Origin of the sequence: Saccharopolyspora rectivirgula DSM 43747, from assembly GCF_000497205.1 — a bacterium.
GTDB lineage: Bacteria > Actinomycetota > Actinomycetes > Mycobacteriales > Pseudonocardiaceae > Saccharopolyspora > Saccharopolyspora rectivirgula.
In genome coordinates this window covers 33,266-53,447 of the sequence record NZ_AYJW01000025.1, presented here as the reverse complement: position 1 = coordinate 53,447, position 20,182 = coordinate 33,266, and the positions used below count along the sequence as shown (strand labels likewise).

General features: G+C 70.0%; 21 protein-coding genes. 19 read left to right on the top strand and 2 right to left on the bottom strand.

Going from position 1 to position 20,182, the window contains the following annotated elements; genetic code table 11:
- The 5 genes from murA to ehuA all read left to right on the top strand — a co-directional run.
- Positions 1-1,144, top strand: a 1,144-nt coding sequence (murA, locus tag SREC43747_RS0109225) for a UDP-N-acetylglucosamine 1-carboxyvinyltransferase (protein ID WP_029720917.1), incomplete at its 5' end; no start/stop codon positions are given.
- A 134-nt stretch (positions 1,145-1,278) separates the two neighbouring features.
- A complete protein-coding gene (gene ehuB, locus SREC43747_RS0109220) occupies positions 1,279-2,178 on the top strand; it encodes an ectoine/hydroxyectoine ABC transporter substrate-binding protein EhuB (RefSeq protein ID WP_029720915.1) in 900 nt (299 codons plus the stop codon).
- Positions 2,179-2,199: 21 nt separating this feature from the next.
- Positions 2,200-2,913 (top strand): ectoine/hydroxyectoine ABC transporter permease subunit EhuC, encoded by a 714-nt coding sequence (gene ehuC / locus SREC43747_RS0109215; RefSeq protein ID WP_029720914.1) that lies wholly within the window; start codon positions 2,200-2,202, stop codon positions 2,911-2,913.
- Positions 2,913-3,563: an ectoine/hydroxyectoine ABC transporter permease subunit EhuD gene (gene ehuD, locus SREC43747_RS0109210; RefSeq protein WP_029720912.1), complete on the top strand. Its 651-nt coding sequence runs from the start codon at positions 2,913-2,915 to the stop codon at positions 3,561-3,563. Before ehuC ends, ehuD begins: the two co-directional genes overlap by 1 nt.
- A gap of 22 nt (positions 3,564-3,585) precedes the next feature.
- On the top strand, positions 3,586-4,350 hold the full coding sequence (gene ehuA / locus SREC43747_RS0109205; protein WP_029720911.1) for an ectoine/hydroxyectoine ABC transporter ATP-binding protein EhuA: 765 nt from the start codon (positions 3,586-3,588) through the stop codon (positions 4,348-4,350).
- On the opposite strand, the gene SREC43747_RS0109200 is transcribed toward ehuA, so the two are convergent.
- A complete protein-coding gene (locus SREC43747_RS0109200; RefSeq protein ID WP_051387901.1) occupies positions 4,347-4,838 on the bottom strand; it encodes an NUDIX domain-containing protein in 492 nt (163 codons plus the stop codon). The two genes, ehuA and SREC43747_RS0109200, sit on opposite strands and share 4 nt — an antisense overlap.
- Before the next feature lie 194 nt (positions 4,839-5,032).
- Between SREC43747_RS0109200 and SREC43747_RS0109195 the strand changes: the two genes are divergently transcribed.
- From SREC43747_RS0109195 to SREC43747_RS0109185, 3 genes are all read left to right on the top strand, one after another.
- Complete coding sequence (locus SREC43747_RS0109195; RefSeq protein ID WP_029720908.1) at positions 5,033-5,407, top strand: hypothetical protein; 375 nt, start codon at positions 5,033-5,035, stop codon at positions 5,405-5,407.
- 376 nt (positions 5,408-5,783) lie between these two features.
- The gene (locus SREC43747_RS0109190; RefSeq protein ID WP_029720907.1) at positions 5,784-6,086 is read left to right on the top strand and encodes a hypothetical protein; all 303 of its coding nucleotides are present in this window, start codon (positions 5,784-5,786) and stop codon (positions 6,084-6,086) included.
- Between the two features lie 319 nt (positions 6,087-6,405).
- Complete coding sequence (locus tag SREC43747_RS0109185; RefSeq protein WP_029720906.1) at positions 6,406-8,019, top strand: glycoside hydrolase family 13 protein; 1,614 nt, start codon at positions 6,406-6,408, stop codon at positions 8,017-8,019.
- On the opposite strand, the gene SREC43747_RS0109180 is transcribed toward SREC43747_RS0109185, so the two are convergent.
- Entirely contained in the window at positions 8,012-9,421 is a 1,410-nt protein-coding gene (locus SREC43747_RS0109180) for an amino acid permease (protein WP_037331662.1), read from the bottom strand. The genes SREC43747_RS0109185 and SREC43747_RS0109180 overlap by 8 nt on opposite strands.
- 106 nt (positions 9,422-9,527) lie before the next feature.
- On the opposite strand from SREC43747_RS0109180, the gene nucS reads away from it, so the two are divergent.
- From nucS to SREC43747_RS0109125, 11 genes are all read left to right on the top strand, one after another.
- The gene (gene nucS, locus SREC43747_RS0109175) at positions 9,528-10,187 is read left to right on the top strand and encodes an endonuclease NucS (protein WP_029720904.1); all 660 of its coding nucleotides are present in this window, start codon (positions 9,528-9,530) and stop codon (positions 10,185-10,187) included.
- A gap of 28 nt (positions 10,188-10,215) precedes the next feature.
- Entirely contained in the window at positions 10,216-11,274 is a 1,059-nt protein-coding gene (locus SREC43747_RS0109170; RefSeq protein ID WP_029720903.1) for an ArsO family NAD(P)H-dependent flavin-containing monooxygenase, read from the top strand.
- A gap of 250 nt (positions 11,275-11,524) precedes the next feature.
- Positions 11,525-13,201 (top strand): sodium:solute symporter family protein, encoded by a 1,677-nt coding sequence (locus SREC43747_RS0109165; RefSeq protein WP_029720901.1) that lies wholly within the window; start codon positions 11,525-11,527, stop codon positions 13,199-13,201.
- A gap of 13 nt (positions 13,202-13,214) precedes the next feature.
- The gene (locus tag SREC43747_RS0109160) at positions 13,215-13,472 is read left to right on the top strand and encodes a hypothetical protein (protein ID WP_029720899.1); all 258 of its coding nucleotides are present in this window, start codon (positions 13,215-13,217) and stop codon (positions 13,470-13,472) included.
- A gap of 258 nt (positions 13,473-13,730) precedes the next feature.
- On the top strand, positions 13,731-15,245 hold the full coding sequence (locus SREC43747_RS0109155; RefSeq protein ID WP_029720898.1) for an aldehyde dehydrogenase family protein: 1,515 nt from the start codon (positions 13,731-13,733) through the stop codon (positions 15,243-15,245).
- 277 nt (positions 15,246-15,522) lie between these two features.
- Positions 15,523-16,518, top strand: a complete 996-nt coding sequence (gene dhaK / locus SREC43747_RS0109150; protein WP_029720897.1) for a dihydroxyacetone kinase subunit DhaK — start codon at positions 15,523-15,525, stop codon at positions 16,516-16,518.
- A 13-nt stretch (positions 16,519-16,531) separates the two neighbouring features.
- The gene (gene dhaL, locus SREC43747_RS0109145; protein WP_029720896.1) at positions 16,532-17,170 is read left to right on the top strand and encodes a dihydroxyacetone kinase subunit DhaL; all 639 of its coding nucleotides are present in this window, start codon (positions 16,532-16,534) and stop codon (positions 17,168-17,170) included.
- Positions 17,167-17,835, top strand: coding sequence for a dihydroxyacetone kinase phosphoryl donor subunit DhaM (gene dhaM, locus SREC43747_RS0109140; RefSeq protein ID WP_029720895.1), 669 nt, complete (start codon positions 17,167-17,169; stop codon positions 17,833-17,835). The genes dhaL and dhaM overlap by 4 nt, the downstream gene beginning before the upstream one ends.
- Positions 17,836-17,940: 105 nt before the next feature.
- Positions 17,941-18,894 carry a DUF3558 domain-containing protein gene (locus tag SREC43747_RS0109135; RefSeq protein ID WP_029720894.1) on the top strand — a complete coding sequence of 318 codons (954 nt, stop codon included), beginning with the start codon at positions 17,941-17,943 and terminating at the stop codon, positions 18,892-18,894.
- A gap of 60 nt (positions 18,895-18,954) precedes the next feature.
- Complete coding sequence (locus SREC43747_RS0109130; protein ID WP_029720893.1) at positions 18,955-19,269, top strand: Rv1322 family protein; 315 nt, start codon at positions 18,955-18,957, stop codon at positions 19,267-19,269.
- 44 nt (positions 19,270-19,313) lie between these two features.
- The gene (locus tag SREC43747_RS0109125) at positions 19,314-20,063 is read left to right on the top strand and encodes an alpha/beta hydrolase (protein WP_029720892.1); all 750 of its coding nucleotides are present in this window, start codon (positions 19,314-19,316) and stop codon (positions 20,061-20,063) included.
- Positions 20,064-20,182: the final 119 nt, after the last annotated feature.

Here is a 20,182-nt window from a genome sequence, read left to right as displayed (position 1 = left end):
CACCACCACGATCACCAATTGCCCGGAGATCCTCGACGTCCCGTTGATGGCCGATGTGCTGCGGAGTCTCGGCTGCACGGTCGAGATCGACGGGGACCGGGTGACGATCGACACCCCCGCGGAGATCAACCACGAGGCGGTTTCGCCGTCGATGGGCAAGCTGCGGGCTTCGGTGTGCGTGCTCGGTCCGCTGGTGGCGCGGTGCCGCAAGGCCGTGGTCACGTTGCCCGGTGGGGACGCGATCGGTTCCCGGCCGCTGGACATGCACCAGAGCGGGCTGCGCCAGCTCGGCGCCACCAGCTACATCGAGCACGGGGCGGTGGTGGCCGAGGCCCAGGACCTGCGGGGAGCGCAGATCTGGTTGGACTTCCCCAGCGTGGGGGCCACGGAGAACATCCTGATGGCGGCGGTGCTGGCGGAGGGCACCACGGTGATCGACAACGCCGCCCGCGAGCCGGAGATCGTGGACCTCAGCGTGATGCTGCAGCAGATGGGGGCCAAGATCGAGGGCGCTGGCACGTCCACGCTCACCGTGCACGGGGTTCCGTCGCTGCGCGCGGTGGAGCACCGGGTGATCGGGGACCGCATCGTCGGGGCCACGTGGGCGTTCGCCGCGGCCGCCACCCGCGGGGACATCACGGTGCGGGGGGTCAACCCGGGGCACCTGAACCTGGTGCTGGAGAAGCTGCGGACGGCGGGCGCCGAGGTCACCTGCGGGAACGAGGAGTTCCGGGTGGTGATGCGGAACCGCCCGCAGGCCGTGGACTACGTGACCTTGCCCTATCCCGGGTTCCCGACCGACCTGCAGCCGATGGCGTTGGCGCTGTCCGCGGTGGCCGACGGCACGTCGATGATCACCGAGAACCTGTTCGAGTCCCGGTTCCGGTTCATCGAGGAACTGGTGCGGATGGGCGCGGACGCGCGCACCGACGGCCACCACGCGGTGGTGCGCGGCCAGGAGCGGTTGTCGAGCGCACCGGTGTGGGCCACTGACATCCGGGCCGGGGTCGGGTTGGTGCTGGCCGGGTTGTGCGCCGACGGGGTCACCGAGGTGTGGGACGTGTTCCACATCGACCGCGGCTACCCGAACTTCGTGGAGAACATGCGCGCCCTGGGGGCGGATGTGACGCGGGTTTCGAGCTGACACGCTGTGTCAACACCCGGCTGCCGTGGACTCGTTCAGGTAGTTCCCTTTTCCTAGCGTGCGGTGCCGCTGGTTCGCGGTGACTATGGAAGCCCTCAGGGACCCTGTTCTCAGGCACCGAAGGGGCGATGGCCATGGCGGACACGGGGTGCTCGCGCAGGATCTTCCTGAAAGGCTCCGGATATGCGGCCGCTGGCCTGCTGTTCGGTGGTTCGCTGGTGGGCTGCACCAGCACCGGCGGGGGTGGTGGTGATCCGCTGGAGTCGGCCCGCCAGGAGGGGCGGGTGCGGGTCGGGATCGCCGGTGAGGCCCCCTACGGTTTCACCGACCAGGCCGGCCGGGTCACCGGTGAGGCCCCTGAGGTGGCTCGGGCGGTGTTCCGCAAGATGGGGATCAACGACGTGGAAGCCACGCAGGTGGACTTCAACCAGTTGATCCCGGCGTTGAACGCGCGGCGGTTCGACGTGGTGGCGGCCGGCATGTTCATCACCCCGCAGCGCTGCCAGAACGCCGCGTTCTCCATCCCCGACTACATCGCGCCGACCTCGTTCCTGGTGCCGCGCGGCAACCCGGAAGGGGTGACCCGCTTCGAGGACGTCACGCGCAAGAACCTGCGGATGGCGGTGCTCAGCGGGGCGGTGGAGAAGGACTACGCGGCCCGCCTCGGGGTTCCCGAGGGGCAGGTGCAGACGTTCGACTCGCAGACGGCGCTGCTGCAGGCGGTGACCGACCAGCGGGTCTACTGCGCGGCGCTGACCAACATCTCGCTCAACGACCTGGTGCAGAAGAACCCGGGTGCCCCGGTGGAGGTGACCCAGGGGTTCACGCCGGTCATCGACGGCAAACCGGAGATCCAGGCCGGTGCGTTCGTGTTCCGCCGCGAGGACGACTCGCTGCGGGAGGAGTTCAACAGGGCGCTGCGGGAGCTGCACGACAGCGGGGAGTGGGTGAGGATCGTCCAACCGTTCGGGTTCACCCAGGAGAACCTGCCGCCCGCTGATGTCACCACTGAGGAGCTCTGCGCGGCCGGTTGACCCCCGAGGGGGAGGTGGCCCTTGTCCGGAAGTCCCGCGTACCTGCTGGCGGTCCTGTTGCAGGGCGTGCCGGCGACGGTGTTGTCCACGTTGGGCGGCATCGTGCTGTGCTTGGTGCTCTCGTTCGCGGCCGGGCTGGGCATGCTGGCCCCGTGGCGGTGGGTGCGCGCGATCGCCCGGATCTACGTGGAGGTGTGGCGCGGGACTTCCGAGGTGGTGCAGCTCTTCTGGATCTTCTTCGCGTTGCCGCTGCTGGTGGGGTTCGAGCTGTTGCCGCTGTGGGCGGGGATCCTGGTGCTGGGGCTCAACCACGGTGCTTACGGCGGGGAGATCGTGCGGGGCGCGATCCGGTCGGTGCCGCGGGAGCAGCACGAGTGCGCGGTGGCGTTGAGCTTCACCCCGGCGCAGCGGATGCGGTTGGTGGTCCTGCCGCAGGCGGTGGTGGAGATGATCCCGCCGTTCAACAACCTGTTCATCCAGCTGTTGAAGGCGAGTTCGCTGCTGTCGCTGATCTTCGTCCACGACATCACCTACCAGGGCCGGGACGTGCTGGAGCCGAACTTCTCCGGGCAGACGGCGCTCATCTACCTGTTGATGCTGGCGCTGTACCTGATCCTGTCGGTGCTGATCACCCTGGTGATGCGGTTCTGGGAGCGGCGGGCCGCGGCCGGGGTGGGGCGTGCGCCGCAGCCCAAGGAGAAGGCGCTCACCCGCGTTGAAGGCGGGGTGGTCTGATGATCTGGGATTGGGAGTTCACCGGGCAGATCATCCCGGACGTCCTGCGCGGGTTGTTGGTGACGTTCGAGGCGACCGTGCTCGGTTCGCTGCTGGCCTACGTGCTGGGTCTGGTGTTGGCGCTGCTGCGCCGCTCGCGGATCCGGGTGGTCAGCTGGGTGGTGTGGGGGTTCATCGAGTTCGTCCGCAGCACACCGCTGCTGGTGCAGCTCTACTTCTTGTACAACGTGCTGCCGGATTTCGGGGTGCGGCTCTCGTCGTTGACGACCGGGATCCTCGGTCTCGGGGTGCACTACGCCTGCTACGCGGCCGAGGTGTACCGGGCCGGGATCGACGGGGTGCCGCAGAGCCAGTGGGAGGCGGCGCGCGCGTTGAGCCTGCCGCCGGCGCACACGTGGATCGGGGTGATCCTGCCGCAGGCGATTCCGCGCGTGGTGCCGGCGCTGGGGAACTACACGATCTCGATGTTCAAGGAAACTCCGCTGTTGCTGGCGATCGGCGTTCTCGATCTGGTGGGGGCGGCGCAGGAGGCCGGTTCGGACGCGTACCGGTACGTCGAACCGCTGACCATCGCGGGAATCCTCTTCCTGCTGTTGAGCTATCCGTCGTCGCTGTTGGTGCGGAGGTTGGAGCGCCGTGTTGCGATCTGAGGCCGGTTCGGACGGTCACGAGATGATCCGGTTCGACCGGGTGGTGAAGCGGTTCGGCAGCACCGTGGTGTTGGACGAGCTGAGTTTCGGCGTGCAGCCCGGCCAGCGGGTGACGTTGATCGGGCCGAGCGGTTCGGGCAAGACCACGATCTTGCGGTTGTTGATGACGTTGGAGCGGGTGGACGGTGGGCGCATCTACGTGGGCTCGGAGTGCTTGACGCACGTGCGCCGGGGGGATCGGGAGGAGCCGGCGGACGAGAAGCACCTGCGGCGGATCCGCCGCCGCATCGGCATGGTGTTCCAGCAGTTCAACCTGTTCCCGAACATGCGGGTGCTGCGCAACGTCACCGAAGCCCCGGTGCACGTGCTGGGGTTGTCCCGCCAGGAGGCCGAGGAGCGGGGGCTGCACTGGCTGGAGGGGGTGGGGCTGGCGGACAAGGTGGACTCCTACCCGTCGCAGCTGTCCGGTGGTCAGCAGCAGCGGGTGGCGATCGCCCGGGCGTTGGCGATGGACCCGGACGTGTTGCTGTTGGACGAGATCACTTCCGCTTTGGACCCGGAGTTGGCGGCCGAGGTGTTGGACGTGCTGCGGGATTTGGCCAGGAGCACGGACATCACCATGCTGTGCGTGACGCACGCGATGAAGTTCGCCAAGGACGTTTCGCACCGGGTGCTGATGTTCGACCGGGGCAAGATCGTCGAGGACAAGCCGCCGGAGGAGTTGTTCAACGCCCCCGAGCACGATCGGACAAAGCAGTTCTTGCGGTCGGTGCTGGACGAGGTCTAGCGGCCGCGCTCGTGCAGCAGCAGGAGCGCGTAGGCGGCGATGGACTGGGCGTCGGTGATGTCCCCGGCGCTGATCATCTTCTCGAATTCGTCCCGGGTGAACCAGCCGGTGCGCATGTCCTGCTCTTCCGGTTCCCGCTGGTGCGGTCCGGGGGTGAGGCCGGTGGCCAGGAACGCTTTGCCGCGTTGGCTGGACATGCCCGCGGCCACGTCGAGGGTGCCGAGTTCGGTGAGCTGTTGGGCGCGCAGCCCGGTTTCCTCCCGCAGTTCGCGGGCGGCCAGTTCGTGCGGGGGCAGCCAGGCGCGGTCGGGGGCGGTTCCTTGCGGGAATTCCCACCGCCGCATGCCCAGCGGGTACCGGTATTGCTCGACCAGGTGCAGCCGGTCCCCGTCGAGCGGGATGACCAGGGCGTAGTCGGGTTTGTCGATGACCCCGTAGACGCCTTCGGAGCCGTCGCCGCGGCGGATGCGGTCTTCTCGAACGCTCATCCAGGGGTTGCGGTAGACCTCTCGGGTGCTGGTGGTCTCCCAGGGGTTCTGCGGGTGCTGCACTCGTTTCCTCTCCGGTGCTCGCCGGGGTTCCGCCTGAGGCCACCCCGCCGGGGTGGGTTCTGTGCGTGTCCCGACCAGCGTAGCCGGGGGCGCGGGCGTGGGGTGGTCGTCGGCGTGCCCGGTGCGGTCGGGTGTTCGAGTCGCTGCGGGGTGCGGTGCTCGTGGACCGGCAGTTCGGGTACGAGTGCGCGCAACCGCTCAACACCGGGCGCCGTGTTGACGATGTTGGGGGTATGCCGCAACGGACGAGTTCTCCCGGTGCTGCGGTGGACGACGCCCTGAAGCCCTGCGGACTGTGGACCGATCGGGACGGGGTGGTGCACATCCGCGCCGCCGGCACTGGCCGCACCTACTGCGATGTGGCGGTTGGTGCTTACACCGCCGCGCGCCCGGTCATCGGCTGCGACCGCTGCGTTGCGGTCTCCATCGCCGACTACGCCCGGCACCACGACTGCCGGGAGCCGAAGTCGTGCGGGGAGGCCTGGGGGGAGGACGGGGCAGCTTGAGCCCGGTGCTGCCGTGGTTCGTCCGGCACCGCCTCGCCGGCCCCGGGGGCCGGGGCTTCGCGCCCGGTCGGCTCGGGTCGCGCGGGGTTCCCCGCCGCGTTCCGCGGTGTCCCGCGCCAGAGCTCTGGCCTTTGTGGACAGGAGTGCGGGGTGCTCGATCGGAACCGGGGTTTCCGGTGCCCGGGCGGTCGTGGCGCAGCTTCCGGAAGCTGCGCTCTGGTTCGACTCCATCGGGTGAACATGCCGGGAAACGCTGCTCCGCACCGGTCATTTCGGAGCCGAGAACGCCCGAAGTGATCGTTCTCTGGCAATACTGGCGGTCGCCGCGAGCGACGCGGTCGTCGATTCGCCAACTGGGGGAAGGATGCGAGAACTGATGGCGATCATCAAACTGGGGACGCTGTACTGCTACACCACCGAGGACAACATCGGTGGTGACCACCCCTACCTGAAGCTCGACGGGGAGAAGGTGTGGGGCCCGGTGCGGATGACGGACGGGCAGAGCGAACGCATCGGAGCCACCCACGGGTTCAGCGGTTCGGTCGTCGTGGAGTTGTTCGAGGAGGACGATCTCGACCCGGACGACCTGCTCGGGCGGCACACCTTGTCCGAAGGCAGCGGGAAGGTCGAGTTCGCCAGGGACGGCGCGCACTACGTGCTGGACTACGAGATCAACTGACGGTTGAGGTCGCGCACCAGCCCGTCGGCTCCCGAGGAGCAGGTGGGCTGGTTCCCTCTCGTGCGCGTGCCGCGTTCCCCAGGTCGTCTTGCCGGCGCTGGTGCACGCGGTTCGGTCCACCGGGGACGCTCGAGGGGTGCGGTGTGGACCTGGGGCACGAGCGCGCTGTCGGGGTCGCGCGCGGTCCCACCGCTCGGCGCGTCCTGCGCGGGCCACCGGGGTCGGCGGCGTTCCCGCCGCTTTGCGGTCGTTCCCGCGTGTGCGCTGGCGGGTGGCGGTCGACAATGGGGACCGGGACCGGTGCCAGTGGGGGTGCGGGATGTGCTGGTGGCGCGACGCGGTCGTGTACCAGGTGTATCCGCGCAGCTTCGCCGACTCCAACGCCGACGGGGTGGGGGATCTGGCGGGGGTGCTGTCCCGGCTGGACCACCTGTGCTGGCTGGGCGTGGACGCGCTGTGGCTGTGCCCGTTCTACCCGTCGCCGTGGGTCGACGGCGGCTACGACGTGACCGACCACCGGCAGGTGCACCCGCGGCTGGGCACGCTGGAGGACTTCGACCGGCTGGTGGCCGCCGCGCACCGGCGGGGCCTGCGGGTGCTGGTCGACATCGTGCCGAACCACACCTCCGACGAACACCCGTGGTTCCGCGAGGCGCTGCGGGCCGGACCGGGGTCACCGCAGCGGCAGCGCTACATCTTCCGCCACGGCCGGGGGCCTGGGGGGCGACTGCCGCCGAACAACTGGGAGTCCCGGTTCGGCGGCCCCGCCTGGACCCGGGTGCCGGACGGCCAGTGGTACCTGCACCTGTTCGCCCCGCAGCAGCCGGACCTGAACTGGCACCACCCGCAGGTGCGGGAGGAGTTCCGCGAGGTGCTGCGCTTCTGGGGACGACGGGGGGTGGACGGGTTCCGCATCGACTCGGCCGCCGCCCTGGTCAAGGATCCTCGCCTGCCGGACGTGGTCGGGGGCGCCGAGTGCGAGGGGCTGGACGATTTCGCGGCCAACCCCGACCACCCGTTCCTGGACCGCCCGGAGGTGCACGAGATCTACCGGGACTGGAACCGGGTGTTCGCCGAGTTCTCGCCGCCGCTGATGGCGGTGGGCGAGACGTGGGTGGGGAAGGACCGGCGGGCCGCCTACCTGCGGGAGGGCGAGCTGCAGCAGGTGTTCAACTTCGAATTCCCGCGGGTCCGCTGGCACGCCGGCGAATACCGCCGGGTGATCGAGGAGACGGTGGGGACGGCCTGGTCGGTGGGCGCGGCACCCACCTGGATGCTGGGCAGCCACGACGCGATGCGGCAGGTGTCCTTGCTCGGGCTGCCGCCCGAGGTGAACCCCACGGTGTGGTTGGCCGAGAACGGGCAGCGGCCGCCAGCCGACCTGCGCACCGGGACCCGCCGGGCCCGCGCGGCCGCGCTGCTGGAACTGGCCCTGCCCGGCTCGGTGTACCTCTACCAGGGGGAGGAGTTGGGGCTGCCGGAGGTCACCGGGCTCGCCGAGCAGGTGCTGACCGATCCGGTGCACCGCCACCGCGGGCACAAGGACAAGGGACGCGACGGTTGCCGGGTGCCGCTGCCGTGGGCCCGGCACGGCCCTTCGTGCGGGTTCTCCGCGGTCGCGGGCTGGCTGCCGCAGCCGCCCGGGTGGGGGCGGTACGCGGTGTCGGTGCAGCGCGACGACCCGGGCTCGACCCTGCGGCTGTACCGGGCGGCGCTGCGGCTGCGCCGGGAGTTCACCGGTGCCGGTTTCGCGTGGTCCGAGGAGTGCGACCGCGGGGACGTGGTGGCGTTCCGCCGGGACCGGGTGCTGGTCGTGGTCAACACCGGCCGGGTGGCGGTGCCGCTGCCGGCCGGGGAGGTGGTGCTGGCCAGCCAGCCGCTGGGCGGCGGGTGCTTGCCGCCCGACGCGGCCGTGTGGCTGCGGCTCAGCTGACCGGGTCCGCGGTCCGGTTGAGCCGGGAGTTGCGGCGGCCGTAGCCGAAGTACACCGCCAGGCCGATCGCGCTCCAGATCGCGAAGGTCAACCAGGTGACCTCGTCCAAACCGGCGACCAGGTAGGCGCACAGGGCCAGCCCGAGCAGCGGGACCACGGGCATCAGCGGGGTGCGGAAGCTGCGCGGCAGGTCGGGGCGGGTGCGCCGCAGCACCACCACGCCGATGTTGACCAGGCCGAACGCGACCAGGGTGCCGATGCTGGTGGCTTCGGCGAGCTGGCTGAGCGGCACCACCGCGGCCAGCACGGCCACCAGGCCGCCGACCAGGGCGGTGTTGCGGGCCGGCACCGCGCGGTGGTTGACCTGGGACAGCACGCGGGGCATCAGCCCGTCGCGGGACATCGACACCAGGATCCGGGTTTGCCCGTACAGCACGGTGAGCACCACGGAGGCGATCGCGATCACGGCGCCGGCCGCCAGCACGACCGCCGGCCATTCGGAGCTGGTGACCAGGCGCAGCGCGGTGGTCAGGGAGGCGTCCGAGTCGCCGAGGACCTTCGGGCCGACCGCCCCGGTGGCCGCGAACGCCACCAGCACGTACACGGCGGTGACGATGGCCAACGACAGGATGATCGCCCGCGGCAGGTCGCGGCGCGGGTTGCGGGCTTCTTCCCCGGCGGTGGAGGCGGCGTCGAAACCGATGAACGAGAAGAACACCGCGGAGGCGCCGATGGAGATCCCGGTGATCCCGTTGGGGGCGAAGGGCGCCATGTTGTCGGAGCGGAACGCGGTGAGCGCCACGACCACGAAGAACACCAGCACCGCGATCTTGAGCAGGGTGGTGATCACGGTGGCCCGGGCGCTCTCCCGCACGCCCATCAGCAGCACCGCGGTGGCCAGCAGCACCACCAGGGCGGCCGGGATGTTGACGATCCCGCCTTCCCCGGGCGGGGCGGCCAGCGCGTCGGGGATGGTCACCCCGATGGTGCCGCGGAAGAACTCGTTGAGGTAGGCGCCCCAGCCGACGGCCACCGCGGCCACCGAGACGCCGTACTCCAGCAGCAGGCACCACCCGCACACCCAGGCGATGAGCTCGCCGAGGGTGGCGTAGGTGTAGGAGTAGGCCGAGCCGGACACCGGCACGCTGCCGGCCAGTTCGGCGTAGGACAGCGCGGAGCACAGGGCGGCGACCCCGGCGATGACGAAGGAGATCACCACTGCCGGGCCGGCCACCGGGGCCGCGTCTGCCAGTACCACGAAGATTCCGGTTCCCAGGGTGGCGCCGATGGAGAGCGCCACCAGCGGCCACAGGCCCAGGGCGCGGCGGAGCGCGGTGTTCGAACCGTCCTGGGTGATCTGCTCGACCGGTTTGGTGCGCATCAGGCTGCGGGCATACGTCACGGCCGGTAACCGTATCTCAGCCTGTGGAATGTTCCTTCTGGCCCCTGGGCGTGCGGCCGGGCGGGGCGGGTGCGGCGCGTCGATCGGCATCCGTACCCTGTGGCGGGTGCGACTCGTCATTGCCCGCTGCCAGGTGGACTACGTAGGACGGCTGACTGCGCACCTGCCGATGGCGCAGCGGCTGTTGCTGATCAAAGCGGACGGTTCGGTGTCGGTGCACTCCGACGACCGCGCTTACAAGCCGCTGAACTGGATGAGCCCCCCGTGCTGGCTCATCGAGGACACCGGGGTGTGGACGGTGCAGAACAAGGCCGGTGAAAAACTGGTGATCACCATCGAGGAGGTTCTGCACGACTCCAAGCACGAGCTGGGCCCGGAGCCCGGTCTGGTCAAGGACGGTGTCGAAGCGCACCTGCAGGAGCTGCTCGCCGAGCACGTCACCACCCTCGGGGAGGGCTGGTCGCTGGTGCGGCGGGAGTACCCGACCGCGATCGGCCCGGTGGACCTGCTGTGCCGGGACGCCGAGGGGCGCAGCGTTGCGGTGGAGGTCAAGCGCCGCGGTGAGATCGACGGGGTGGAGCAGTTGACCAGGTACCTGGAGCTGCTGAACCGGGATCCGCTGCTGGCGCCGGTCAGCGGGGTGTTCGCCGCGCAGCAGATCAAGCCGCAGGCGCGGACGCTGGCCGAGGACCGGGGCATTCGCTGCGTGGTGTTGGACTACGACGCGCTGCGGGGGATCGAGCCGGACGAGTACCGGTTGTTCTGACCGCCGCTGCTGCGCTGGGGAGGTGCGCGTGCCGGGGGTGCACGACGTGGTGGTCGTCGGCGGTGGGCAGGCCGGGTTGGCCGCCGGGTACTTCCTGCGCCGCAGCGGACTGGACTTCGTGATCCTGGACGACCAGGACGCGCCGGGCGGGGCGTGGCAGCACTACTGGCCGTCGCTGCAGTTGTTCTCCCCGGCCGAGCACAGCCCCCTGCCGGGGTGGTGGATGCCGCGGCAGCCGGGGCGGGAGTTCCCCGACACGGGGCACGTGGTGGACTACCTGACCCGCTACGAGCGCCGCTACCGGCTGCCGGTGCGGCGCCCGGTGCGGGTCGACGGCGTGCACGACGCGGGGCCGCACCTGCTGGTCAGCGCCGGTGAGCGGAGCTGGTCGGCGCGCGTGGTCATCAGCGCGACCGGGACGTGGAGCGCCCCGCACGTGCCGGTGGTGCCGGGGGTGTTCGGCGGTCGGCAACTGCACACCGCCGACTACCGGGGGCCGGAGGAGTTCGCGGGCGAGCGCGTGGTGGTCGTCGGTGGGGGCAATTCGGCGGCCCAGATCTTGGCCGAAGTGTCCACCGTGGCCGAGACGACGTGGGTGACGCGGCGTCCGCCCCGGTTCATGCCCGACGGCGTGGACGGTCGGGTGCTGTTCGACGTGGCGACGCGGCGGGAGGCGGCTCGGCGGGCGGGGTTGCCGGACACCGGTGGCCCGCGGCAGTTGGGCGACATCGTGGTGGTCGACGCCGTGCGGGAGGCCCGGGAGCGCGGCGTGCTGCGGGCGCGCCCCATGTTCGACCGGCTCACCGAGCGCGGGGTGGCGTGGGCTGGTGCTCCGGAGCTCGACTGCGACGTGATCATCTGGTGCACCGGGTTCCGGCCCGCGCTGCAGCACCTGGCGCCGCTGGGGTTGGGGGACAGGGTCGAGGTCGACGGCACCCGCAGCGTGCGGGAGCCCCGGCTGCACCTGTTGGGCTACGGCGATTGGACGGGGTGGGCTTCGGCGACGCTGATCGGTGCTGGGCGGGCCGCCAAGCGGGCCGTCGCGCGGATCGTCGAGCAGCTCTCCGGTGGCGCTGCGGCCGGGTGACGCGCGGGGTGCTGCTGTGCCGTCCCCGGGCTCGGTGACGGGGTTGCGGGCAGTGGTCGAGCGGTGCCGGTCCGTGGTGGACGCGGCCCGTTCCCGCTGCCCGGCGAAGTCGGTTTTGTCGTCTTAGTGTTGGACCTCAACGAATTGGTATCGGTCCTCGTGCCCCGTTCACCCTGTGCGGTACTGTCCGATTGCGCCACATCGGTGGTGATTTCCGTTTGAAGTTGTTGGTTCTGGAGGTGGGGTAGCAGTGCGGCTAGCCCAGGGACAGCTTCTTGACGCCAACGCAGTGGACTACGCGCTGCTGGCCGTCTACTTCGCATTCGTGCTCGGCATCGGTTACCTGGCGCGGCGCTCGGTCTCCACCAGTCTGGATTTCTTCCTCTCCGGACGAGCCCTACCGGCTTGGGTGACGGGCCTGGCGTTCATCGCCGCCAACCTCGGTGCCATCGAAATCATCGGCATGTCGGCGAACGGAGCCCAGTACGGCATGCCGACCATGCACTACTTCTGGATCGGCGCAGTCCCCGCGATGCTGTTCCTCGGCGTCGTGATGATGCCGTTCTACTACGGCTCCAAAGTGCGCAGCGTCCCCGAATTCATGCTGCGCCGCTTCGGCAGGGCAGCCCACCTGGTGAACGGCATCAGCTTCGCCGTCGCGCAGATCCTCATCGCCGGAATCAACCTGTACCTGCTGGCCAGCATCGTCAACGCGCTGCTCGGCTGGCCGCTGTGGGTGTCGGTGCTGCTGGCCGCGGCGATCGTGCTCTCCTACACCGCGCTCGGCGGCCTGTCCGCGGCGATCTACAACGAGGTGCTGCAGTTCTTCGTCATCGTCGCCGCGTTCCTGCCGCTCACCGTGCTCGGGCTGATCAAGGTCGGCGGCATCGGCGGCCTGGTCGACAAGGTCACCGCCAGCCCGGGCGGCGCTGAACAGCTCAGCGCCTGGCCGGGCAACGAGCTGACCGGGTTCAGCAGCAACTTCCTCAGCGTCCTGGGCCTGGTGTTCGGTCTCGGCTTCGTGCTCTCGTTCGGCTACTGGACCACGAACTTCGTGGAAGTGCAGCGGGCGATGGCCTCCAAGTCCATGTCGGCCGCGCAGCGCACCCCGATCATCGGCGCCTTCCCGAAGCTGTTCGTCCCGTTCATCGTGGTCATCCCGGGCATGATCGCGGCGGTCACCATCCCGGAACTGGCGTCCTTCAAAGCCACCGGGCAAGGCGACGTGGACTACAACGACGCCATCCTGCTGATGATGCGGGACCTGCTGCCCAACGGCATCCTCGGCGTCGCCCTCGCCGGTCTGCTGGCCTCCTTCATGGCCGGCATGGCGGCGAACCTGAGCTCGTTCAACACCGTGTTCACCTACGACATCTGGCAGAGCTACATCGTCCGCAACCGCCCGGACGACTACTACCTGCGGATGGGTCGGTGGGTCACGGTCGGTGCCACCGCCGCCGCAGTCGGCACCGCGTTCATCGCCGCCGGCTACGAGAACCTGATGGACTACCTGCAGCAGCTGTTCTCGTTCTTCAACGCGCCGCTGTTCGCCACGTTCATCCTCGGTATGTTCTGGAAGCGCATGACGCCCGCGGCCGGTTGGTCCGGCCTGGTGCTGGGCACGGTGGCCGCGGTGACCGTGTTCAGCCTCAACGAGGCGGGCGTGCTGGACCTGCCCGGCCAGGGGGCCAGCTTCCTCGGCGCCGGCGCCGCGTTCGTGGTCGACGTCCTGGTGAGCGTGGTGGTCAGCATGGCCACCCGGCCGAAACCCGAAAGCGAACTGGTCGGCCTGGTCTACTCGCTCACCCCGCGGGAGAACCTGCGCGCCTCCACCAGCGGTGAGGACGCCGGTTGGTACCGCCGCCCGGGCCTGTTGGCCGGGATCGCACTGGTGATCACGATCGTGCTCAACATCGTCTTCGGCTGATTGAGGAGACACCATGACTGAGAATCGCCGGGCGCGCACCGCTGGTGCTTTCGACGTTCGCACGGTTATCGGGATGCTGTTCCTGGTCTACGGCGTGGTGCTGCTGGCCACCGGTCTGGTGCAGTCGGCGGAGGCGATCGAGAAAGCCGCCGGCGTCAACATCAACCTGTGGTCCGGGATCGGGATGGTCGTCGTGTCCGCCCTGTTCTTCCTGTGGGCGAGACTGCGACCGATCATCGTGCCGGAATCGCCCCAATCCTCCGACCAATGACCTGACCGGCGCCCCCGCCCCAGCGGTGGGGGCGCTTTTTCACGCGCGGATGTCCTTCCACTCGACCGCTCGACACCGCAGGTGGTCTTGCGCCACCCCGCAGCGGCGGGGCCCCAGCGCACCGGGCCGACCGGGGCGAGGGGCGGCGGGCCCGGTGCCGCGGCCCGCCGATGTGGATCGGTAAACCGTGCCAGCGACCCGCAAGATCTCGTAGGCTGCGCGATAACAACGACCAATGTAAATATGGGGAGGCCGGCCATGACCCAGACCGCCAATGGCAGCGTCGAAAGTGCCACCGAGGCCGCAGCTGAGATCGAAACCTTCGAATCGATCGACCCCCGGACCGGTGAGGTCGTAGGGCGGCACCTGATCCACGACGCCGCAGCGGTCGAAGCCGCGGTGCGCGAGGCCCGGCAAGCCCAGGCCAGTTGGGCGGACCTCGGCTTCACCGGGCGCAAACGCCGGCTCGACGCGTGGCGCAAACTGCTGGTGCGGCGTCTCGACGAGCTGGCCACGTTGATCTGCGCGGAGACCGGGAAGCCCTTAGACGACGCCCGCCTGGAGCTGGTGCTCGTGGTGGACCACCTGCACTGGGCGGCGGCCAACGCCGAGAAGGTGCTGCGCCGGCGCAAGGTCCCCTCCGGGCTGCTGATGGCCAACCACCAGTCCAGCGTCGAGTACGTGCCGCTCGGCGTCGTCGGTGTCATCGGCCCCTGGAACTACCCGGCGTTCACCCCGATGGGCTCGATCGCCTACGCACTGGCCGCCGGCAACGCCGTGGTGTTCAAACCCAGCGAACTCACCCCCGGAGTGGGCGAGTGGCTCGCCTCCTCCTTCGCCGAAGCCGTGCCTGAGCACCCGGTCTTCAAGGTCGTCACGGGGTTCGGGGAGACCGGTGCCGCGCTGTGCAAGGCCGGGGTGGACAAGGTCGCCTTCACCGGCTCCACCGCCACCGCCAAGCGGGTGATGGCCACCTGCGCCGAGAGCCTCACCCCGGTGCTGCTGGAATGCGGTGGCAAGGACGCGCTGGTCGTCGACTCCGACGCCGACCTGACCGCCGCCGCCGAAGCCGCCGTGTGGGGTGCGATGGCCAACGCCGGGCAGACCTGCATCGGCGTGGAACGGGTGTACGTGGTCGACTCCGTGGCCGACGAGTTCCTGAAGCGGGTCACCGACCTCGCCGGCAAGCTCCGCCCGGGTGGCGAACCGCAGGCCGCCTTCGGCCCGATCACCATGGCTTCCCAGGTCGACATCATCCGCAACCACCTGGAGGACGCCCTCGAACAGGGCGGCAAGGCGCTGGTCGGCGGACGGCACTCGGTGCGCCCGCCGTTCGTCGAACCGGTGGTGCTCACCGACGTGCCGGAGGACTCGCCCGCGGTCACCGAAGAAACGTTCGGCCCCACGATCGTGGTGCAGCGGGTATCTGATGTGGACGAAGCCATCGCCCGCGCCAACAACACCTGCTACGGGCTGGGCGGCACCGTGTTCTCCCGCTCCCGGGGCATGGAACTGGCCCGCCGGCTGCGCACCGGCATGGTCGCGGTCAACTCGGTGATCGCCTTCGCCGCGGTGCCGGCGTTGCCGTTCGGCGGGGTCGGCGACTCCGGGTTCGGTCGCATCCACGGGGCCGAAGGACTGCGCGAATTCGCCCGCCCGCAGGCCATCGCGCGGGCCCGGTTCTCGCTGCCGATCAACCCGATGACCTTCACCCGCTCCCGAGGAACCGTGCGCACCCTGGTGCGGATGGTGCGGCTGCTGCGCGGCCGCTGACCCCGGCCTCACCGCCCGTCACCCCGTCGCGTGGACGGCGGGAAGGCACCGCAGCGGTCGCGGGCCGGCCGCCACGACCACCGGCCGCCGGGTGCGGCGTCGGCCTGACCGCTGCGGTGAAGCGGCCACCACCGGCAGGAAGGTTCCCTCTTGCGCTGTTGGAGGCAGAAAGGTTCCCTTGCTGTCAGTGGCTGCTGGAACGCGAAAAGCACGCCGAAGGCCGGATGGGCCAGGATGGCGGTGCCAGCGCAACGTGGTGAACGGGCAGGGAGGCCTCGTGAAGAAGATCATCAACGATCCGGCGAACGTGGTCGTCGAATCATTGCGCGGGCTGGCCGCGGCCCATCCAGATCTCGTCCGGGTGCAGACCGAGCCGGACGTGGTGGTCCGCGCGGACGCCCCGGTCCAGGGCAAGGTGGCGGTGATCTCCGGCGGTGGTTCCGGGCACGAACCCATGCACGCCGGCTACGTGGGCCAGGGAATGCTCAGCGCGGCAGTGCCCGGAGCGGTGTTCACCTCCCCCACACCGGACGCGGTGCAGGCCGCCATCAACGAGACCAACGGCGGTGCCGGGGCCCTGTTGATCGTCAAGAACTACACCGGCGATGTGCTGAACTTCGAAACCGCGGCTGAGCTGGCGGGTGCCGATGGCATCGACGTGCGCAGCGTGGTCGTGGACGACGACGTCGCGGTCCAGGACTCCACGCACACGGCGGGCCGGCGCGGGGTCGGCGGCACCGTGCTCGCCGAGAAGATCGTCGGTGCGGCCGCCGAGCGCGGCGCCGACCTGGACACCTGCGAGCGGTTGGCCCGCAAGGTCGTTTCGCAGGTGCGGTCCATGGGCATGGCGCTCACCGCGCCCACCGTGCCGCACGTCGGGGAACCCAGTTTCGAACTGGGCCCGCAGGAAATGGAGATCGGCATCGGCATCCACGGGGAGCCGGGGCGGGAACGCGTCGCGCTGACCGACGCCGACGGTATTGTGCAGCGGTTGCTGGACCCGATCCTGTCGGACCTGCCGTTCGAATCCGGTGACCGGGTGCTGTTGTTCACCAACTCGATGGGCGGTACGCCGCTGCTGGAGCTCTACCTGGCGCACGGCATCGCCGAACGCAAGCTGGCTGATCGGGGTATTCAAGTGCAGCGCAGGCTGGTCGGTCCCTACATCACCAGTCTGGAAATGCAGGGCATCAGCTTGACGCTGCTCAAACTGGACGACGAGCTCACCGAGCTGTGGGATGCGCCGGTGCGCACTCCCGCGCTGTGCTGGTGACAAGGAGAACTCGATGGCTTGCAGTACACAGGACGTGATCGCCGCGGTGCGCGCCGGGGCAGAAGCTGTTGCCGCGCACCGGGAAGAGCTCAACCAGCTGGACCGGGCGATCGGCGACGCCGACCACGGCGAGAACTTGGACCGCGGTTTCCAAGCAGTGGTGTCCAAACTGGGCGGTGCAGCTGATGAAACCCCGGCATCGGTGCTCAAAATGACCGCCACGGTGCTGATTTCCACGGTTGGTGGTGCGGCGGGCCCGCTGTACGGGACCGCGTTCTTGCGGGCTGCCACCGCTGTGGGGAGCGCTGGCGAACTGGACGGTCCGGCTGTTGCCGGGGCGCTGCAGGCGGGTCTGGAAGGCGTGGTGGCCCGCGGGCGAGCGGAAACCGGGGACAAGACGATGGTGGACGCGCTCGCCCCAGCTGTGGAAGCCGCCAAGTCCGCGGCTGCTTCCGGTGCTGGCCCGGCCGATGTGCTCGCCGCCGCGGCCCAGGCCGCGCAGGAGGGGGCGCAGTCGACCGAGCCGCTGGTGGCCCGCAAGGGACGGGCATCCTATTTGGGGGAGCGCAGCGCCGGGCACCTCGACCCGGGGGCGCGCTCCACCGCTCTGCTGTTGTCTTCTTTCGCCGAATCAGCGAGGTCCCGCTCATGACTGTTGGCCTGGTAGTCGTTTCCCACAGCGCCCGGCTCGCCGAAGGCGTCTGCGAGGTGGCCGCCCAAATGGCCCCGGACGTTCGGGTGCTGCCCGCTGGCGGAATGGCCGACGGGGGTGTTGGTACGGACTTCGAGAAGGTTTCCGCTGCTCTGGCGGAGGCCAACACCGGTGACGGGGCCGTCCTGCTCTACGACTTGGGAAGCGCCAAGATGGTCGCCGAGCTGGCGGTGGAGTCCCTCGGCGACCCCAACAGCGCGATCGTTGCGGAAGGACCGTTCGTCGAGGGCGCGGTAGCGGCCGCGGTGGCGGCGCAGGGCGGGAAGACCCTGGCGGATGTGGCTCGCGCGGCTGAGGCCGGCAAGGAACCGGAAGCCGCTGCCTCGACCGAGGAGAAGCAGCAGATAGTCGAGGAGCTCACCCTCGCCAACGAGGTCGGCTTGCACGCGCGGCCCGCTGCGCTGCTGGCGCGCAGCCTCACCGGTCTGCAGGCCAAGGTCAGCGTGGCGCTCGGTGACAAGGAGGCCGATGCCGCGAGCGTGCTGGGCGTGATGGGGCTCGGTGCCCGCAAGGGCGACCGCATCGTGCTCCGCGCCAGCGGCCCGGACGCGCGGCAGGCCATCGACCGGATCTTCGAGTTGGCCGAACGCAACTTCGACGAGTAGACCGTCCACAACGGACTGATTGGAGGAAGGGGACTTTTCTGCCGTATGGGGCAGAAAAGTCCCCTTTACTACTCTTCGCGCTGGTGGGCGGGATAGGGTGATCCGGTGTTGGTTAGCCGGTTCCGCGCTGTCCTGGTGCTTCTTGCCGTGCTGCTGGTGGCCAGCTGCACCCCTGGGGGCCACCAGCCGACTGGCACGGGGAGAACCGGTTCCGCCGCATCGCTGCTCGGTGATCTGCGCACCCTCGACCCGTGCACGCTGATCGATCCGGCGGCGCTCAGCGGTCTCGGCCGGGCGTGGCAGGCCGAAACCGTTTCCTTGGACTACTGCCTGCTGCACCTGCGGCTGGACAACGGCTCACTGGTGCAGGTGGCGGTGGGGCAGCTGGTCGAGCACTCCCCGCAGGCCGACGACGGCAGCCCGGTGGTGCGCCGGGGAGAGTTGAGCCTGGTGCAGAACGCTCCGCTGCCCGGGCACTGCACCCGGCAGGTCTTGTTCCAGGACGGTCTCGCACTGCAGGTCAACGTGGACCTGCTGGAGGGCGATCCGGCCTCCGGGTTGTGCGGTGCCGCCGAGTCAGCTGCTGAGGCGGTGATCGACGCGATCGACCAGCACCGCGTCGGGCACCGGCAGTACTCGGCCGAGTCCCTGGCCTTCCGGGATCCGTGCCAGTTGTTGGACCTTGCGGTGGTGCGGCAGGTCCCGGGGCTGGAGGAGGCCGAGCCGCAGGCGGCCCCGGCCGGGCACCAGTGCTTGTGGGGGGAGATGGCTGCCGGTTCGTCTCGGGTCCAGCTGGTGCACACCGCGGGCGAGCCGCCGCGGGTGATGCACGGGGCCGCGGTGGAGGAGCAGATAGCCGGCCGGCGCACCGTGCTCAGCATCGTGGGTGGCGATCCGCGGACGCCGCTGTGCTCGGCGGAGACCGCGCACATCCCGTTCGCCGGGGACGGCCAGGTGGAGGTCGCCATGCTGGTGGTGGCGGTGCCCGGGGAGACCGGGGTCGACGCGTGCGAGTACGCGCGGGGACTGGCTGGTCACGCCTGGCCCAAGCTGCCCTGAGGGGCGGCTGCCGCGGCCCGGCCGGTTCCGGCGGGACTACTAACCGTTACCGTGGTGGTCGTGCCCAGACGTAATCGTCCACGCCGTTCGAAGCGCCTCGGTGCCGACGTGAGCCACCGGTCCGCCGGGGTCACGTTCGGCATGTCCCGCGTTGAACGCGACGAGAACGGGGAGTGGATGGTGCGCACCGTGCCCGCTGCGCAGGCCACCAAGTACTACCGCTGCCCGGGGTGCGACCACGAGATCCGGCCGGGGACGGCGCATGTCGTGGCGTGGCCCAGCGCGGAGTTCGGCGGGGTCGGTGAGCGCCGGCACTGGCACACCGGTTGTTGGCACGCCCGCAACCGGCGGGGGCCGACGCGGCGCTGGTCGTGAACACCACATTCCGGGCGGATGGGGGTCGTGGCAGGATCGGGGTGATGAGCACCGAGATCCGTGCCAATACGATGCTGCCCGCCCGGCGCGAGTCGATCACCCTGCACACCGCTGACGGGCTGAAGCTGGTTGGTGAGCTGGCGCTGCCGGAGTCCCGCCCGCCTCGGGCGACGATCATCTGCCTGCATCCGCTGCCCACGCACGGCGGCATGATGGATTCGCACATCTTCCGCAAAGCGGCTTTCCGGCTGCCCGCGTTGGCGGATCTCGCGGTGTTGCGCTTCAACACCCGGGGCACGGCGAGCGAGGCCGGCCGCAGCGAGGGCTCGTTCGACGGCGGGAACTCGGAGCGGTTCGACGTCGCCGCGGCCCTGGAGTACGCCGAGTTCAACGAGCTGCCCCGGGTGTGGTTGGTGGGCTGGTCGTTCGGCACCGATTTGACCTTGGTGCACGGGTTGGACCCGCTGGTGGAGGGCGCGGTGCTGATCTCCCCGCCGCTGCGCTGGAGCACCGAGGAGGACCTGCGGGCTTGGGCTGAGTCCGGCAAGCCGGTGCGCGCGCTGATCCCCGAGCACGATGACTTCCTGCAGCCGCCGGAGGCGCGCCGCAGGTTCGCCGCGATCCCGCAGGCCGAGGTGATCGCCTTCCCGGACACCAAGCACCTGTGGGTGGGCAAGGCCGAGGCCGCGTTGGACGCGATCGTGGAGGCGGTGGCCCCGGAGGTGGGGACTCCGCTGCCGCGCACCTGGGACGGTCCTTACGAGACCCGGCAGGTCACCATCGTTTCTTCCTAGCCGTCGTGCCGGCGCGTGGCGGGGTGCTGCGCGGGGGCGCCGAAGCGGGCGCTGGTTCCCGGGGTCGGGCCAGGACCGCAGCACCACCGGGACGCGTCCAAAGTGGCGGGAAAGCGCTG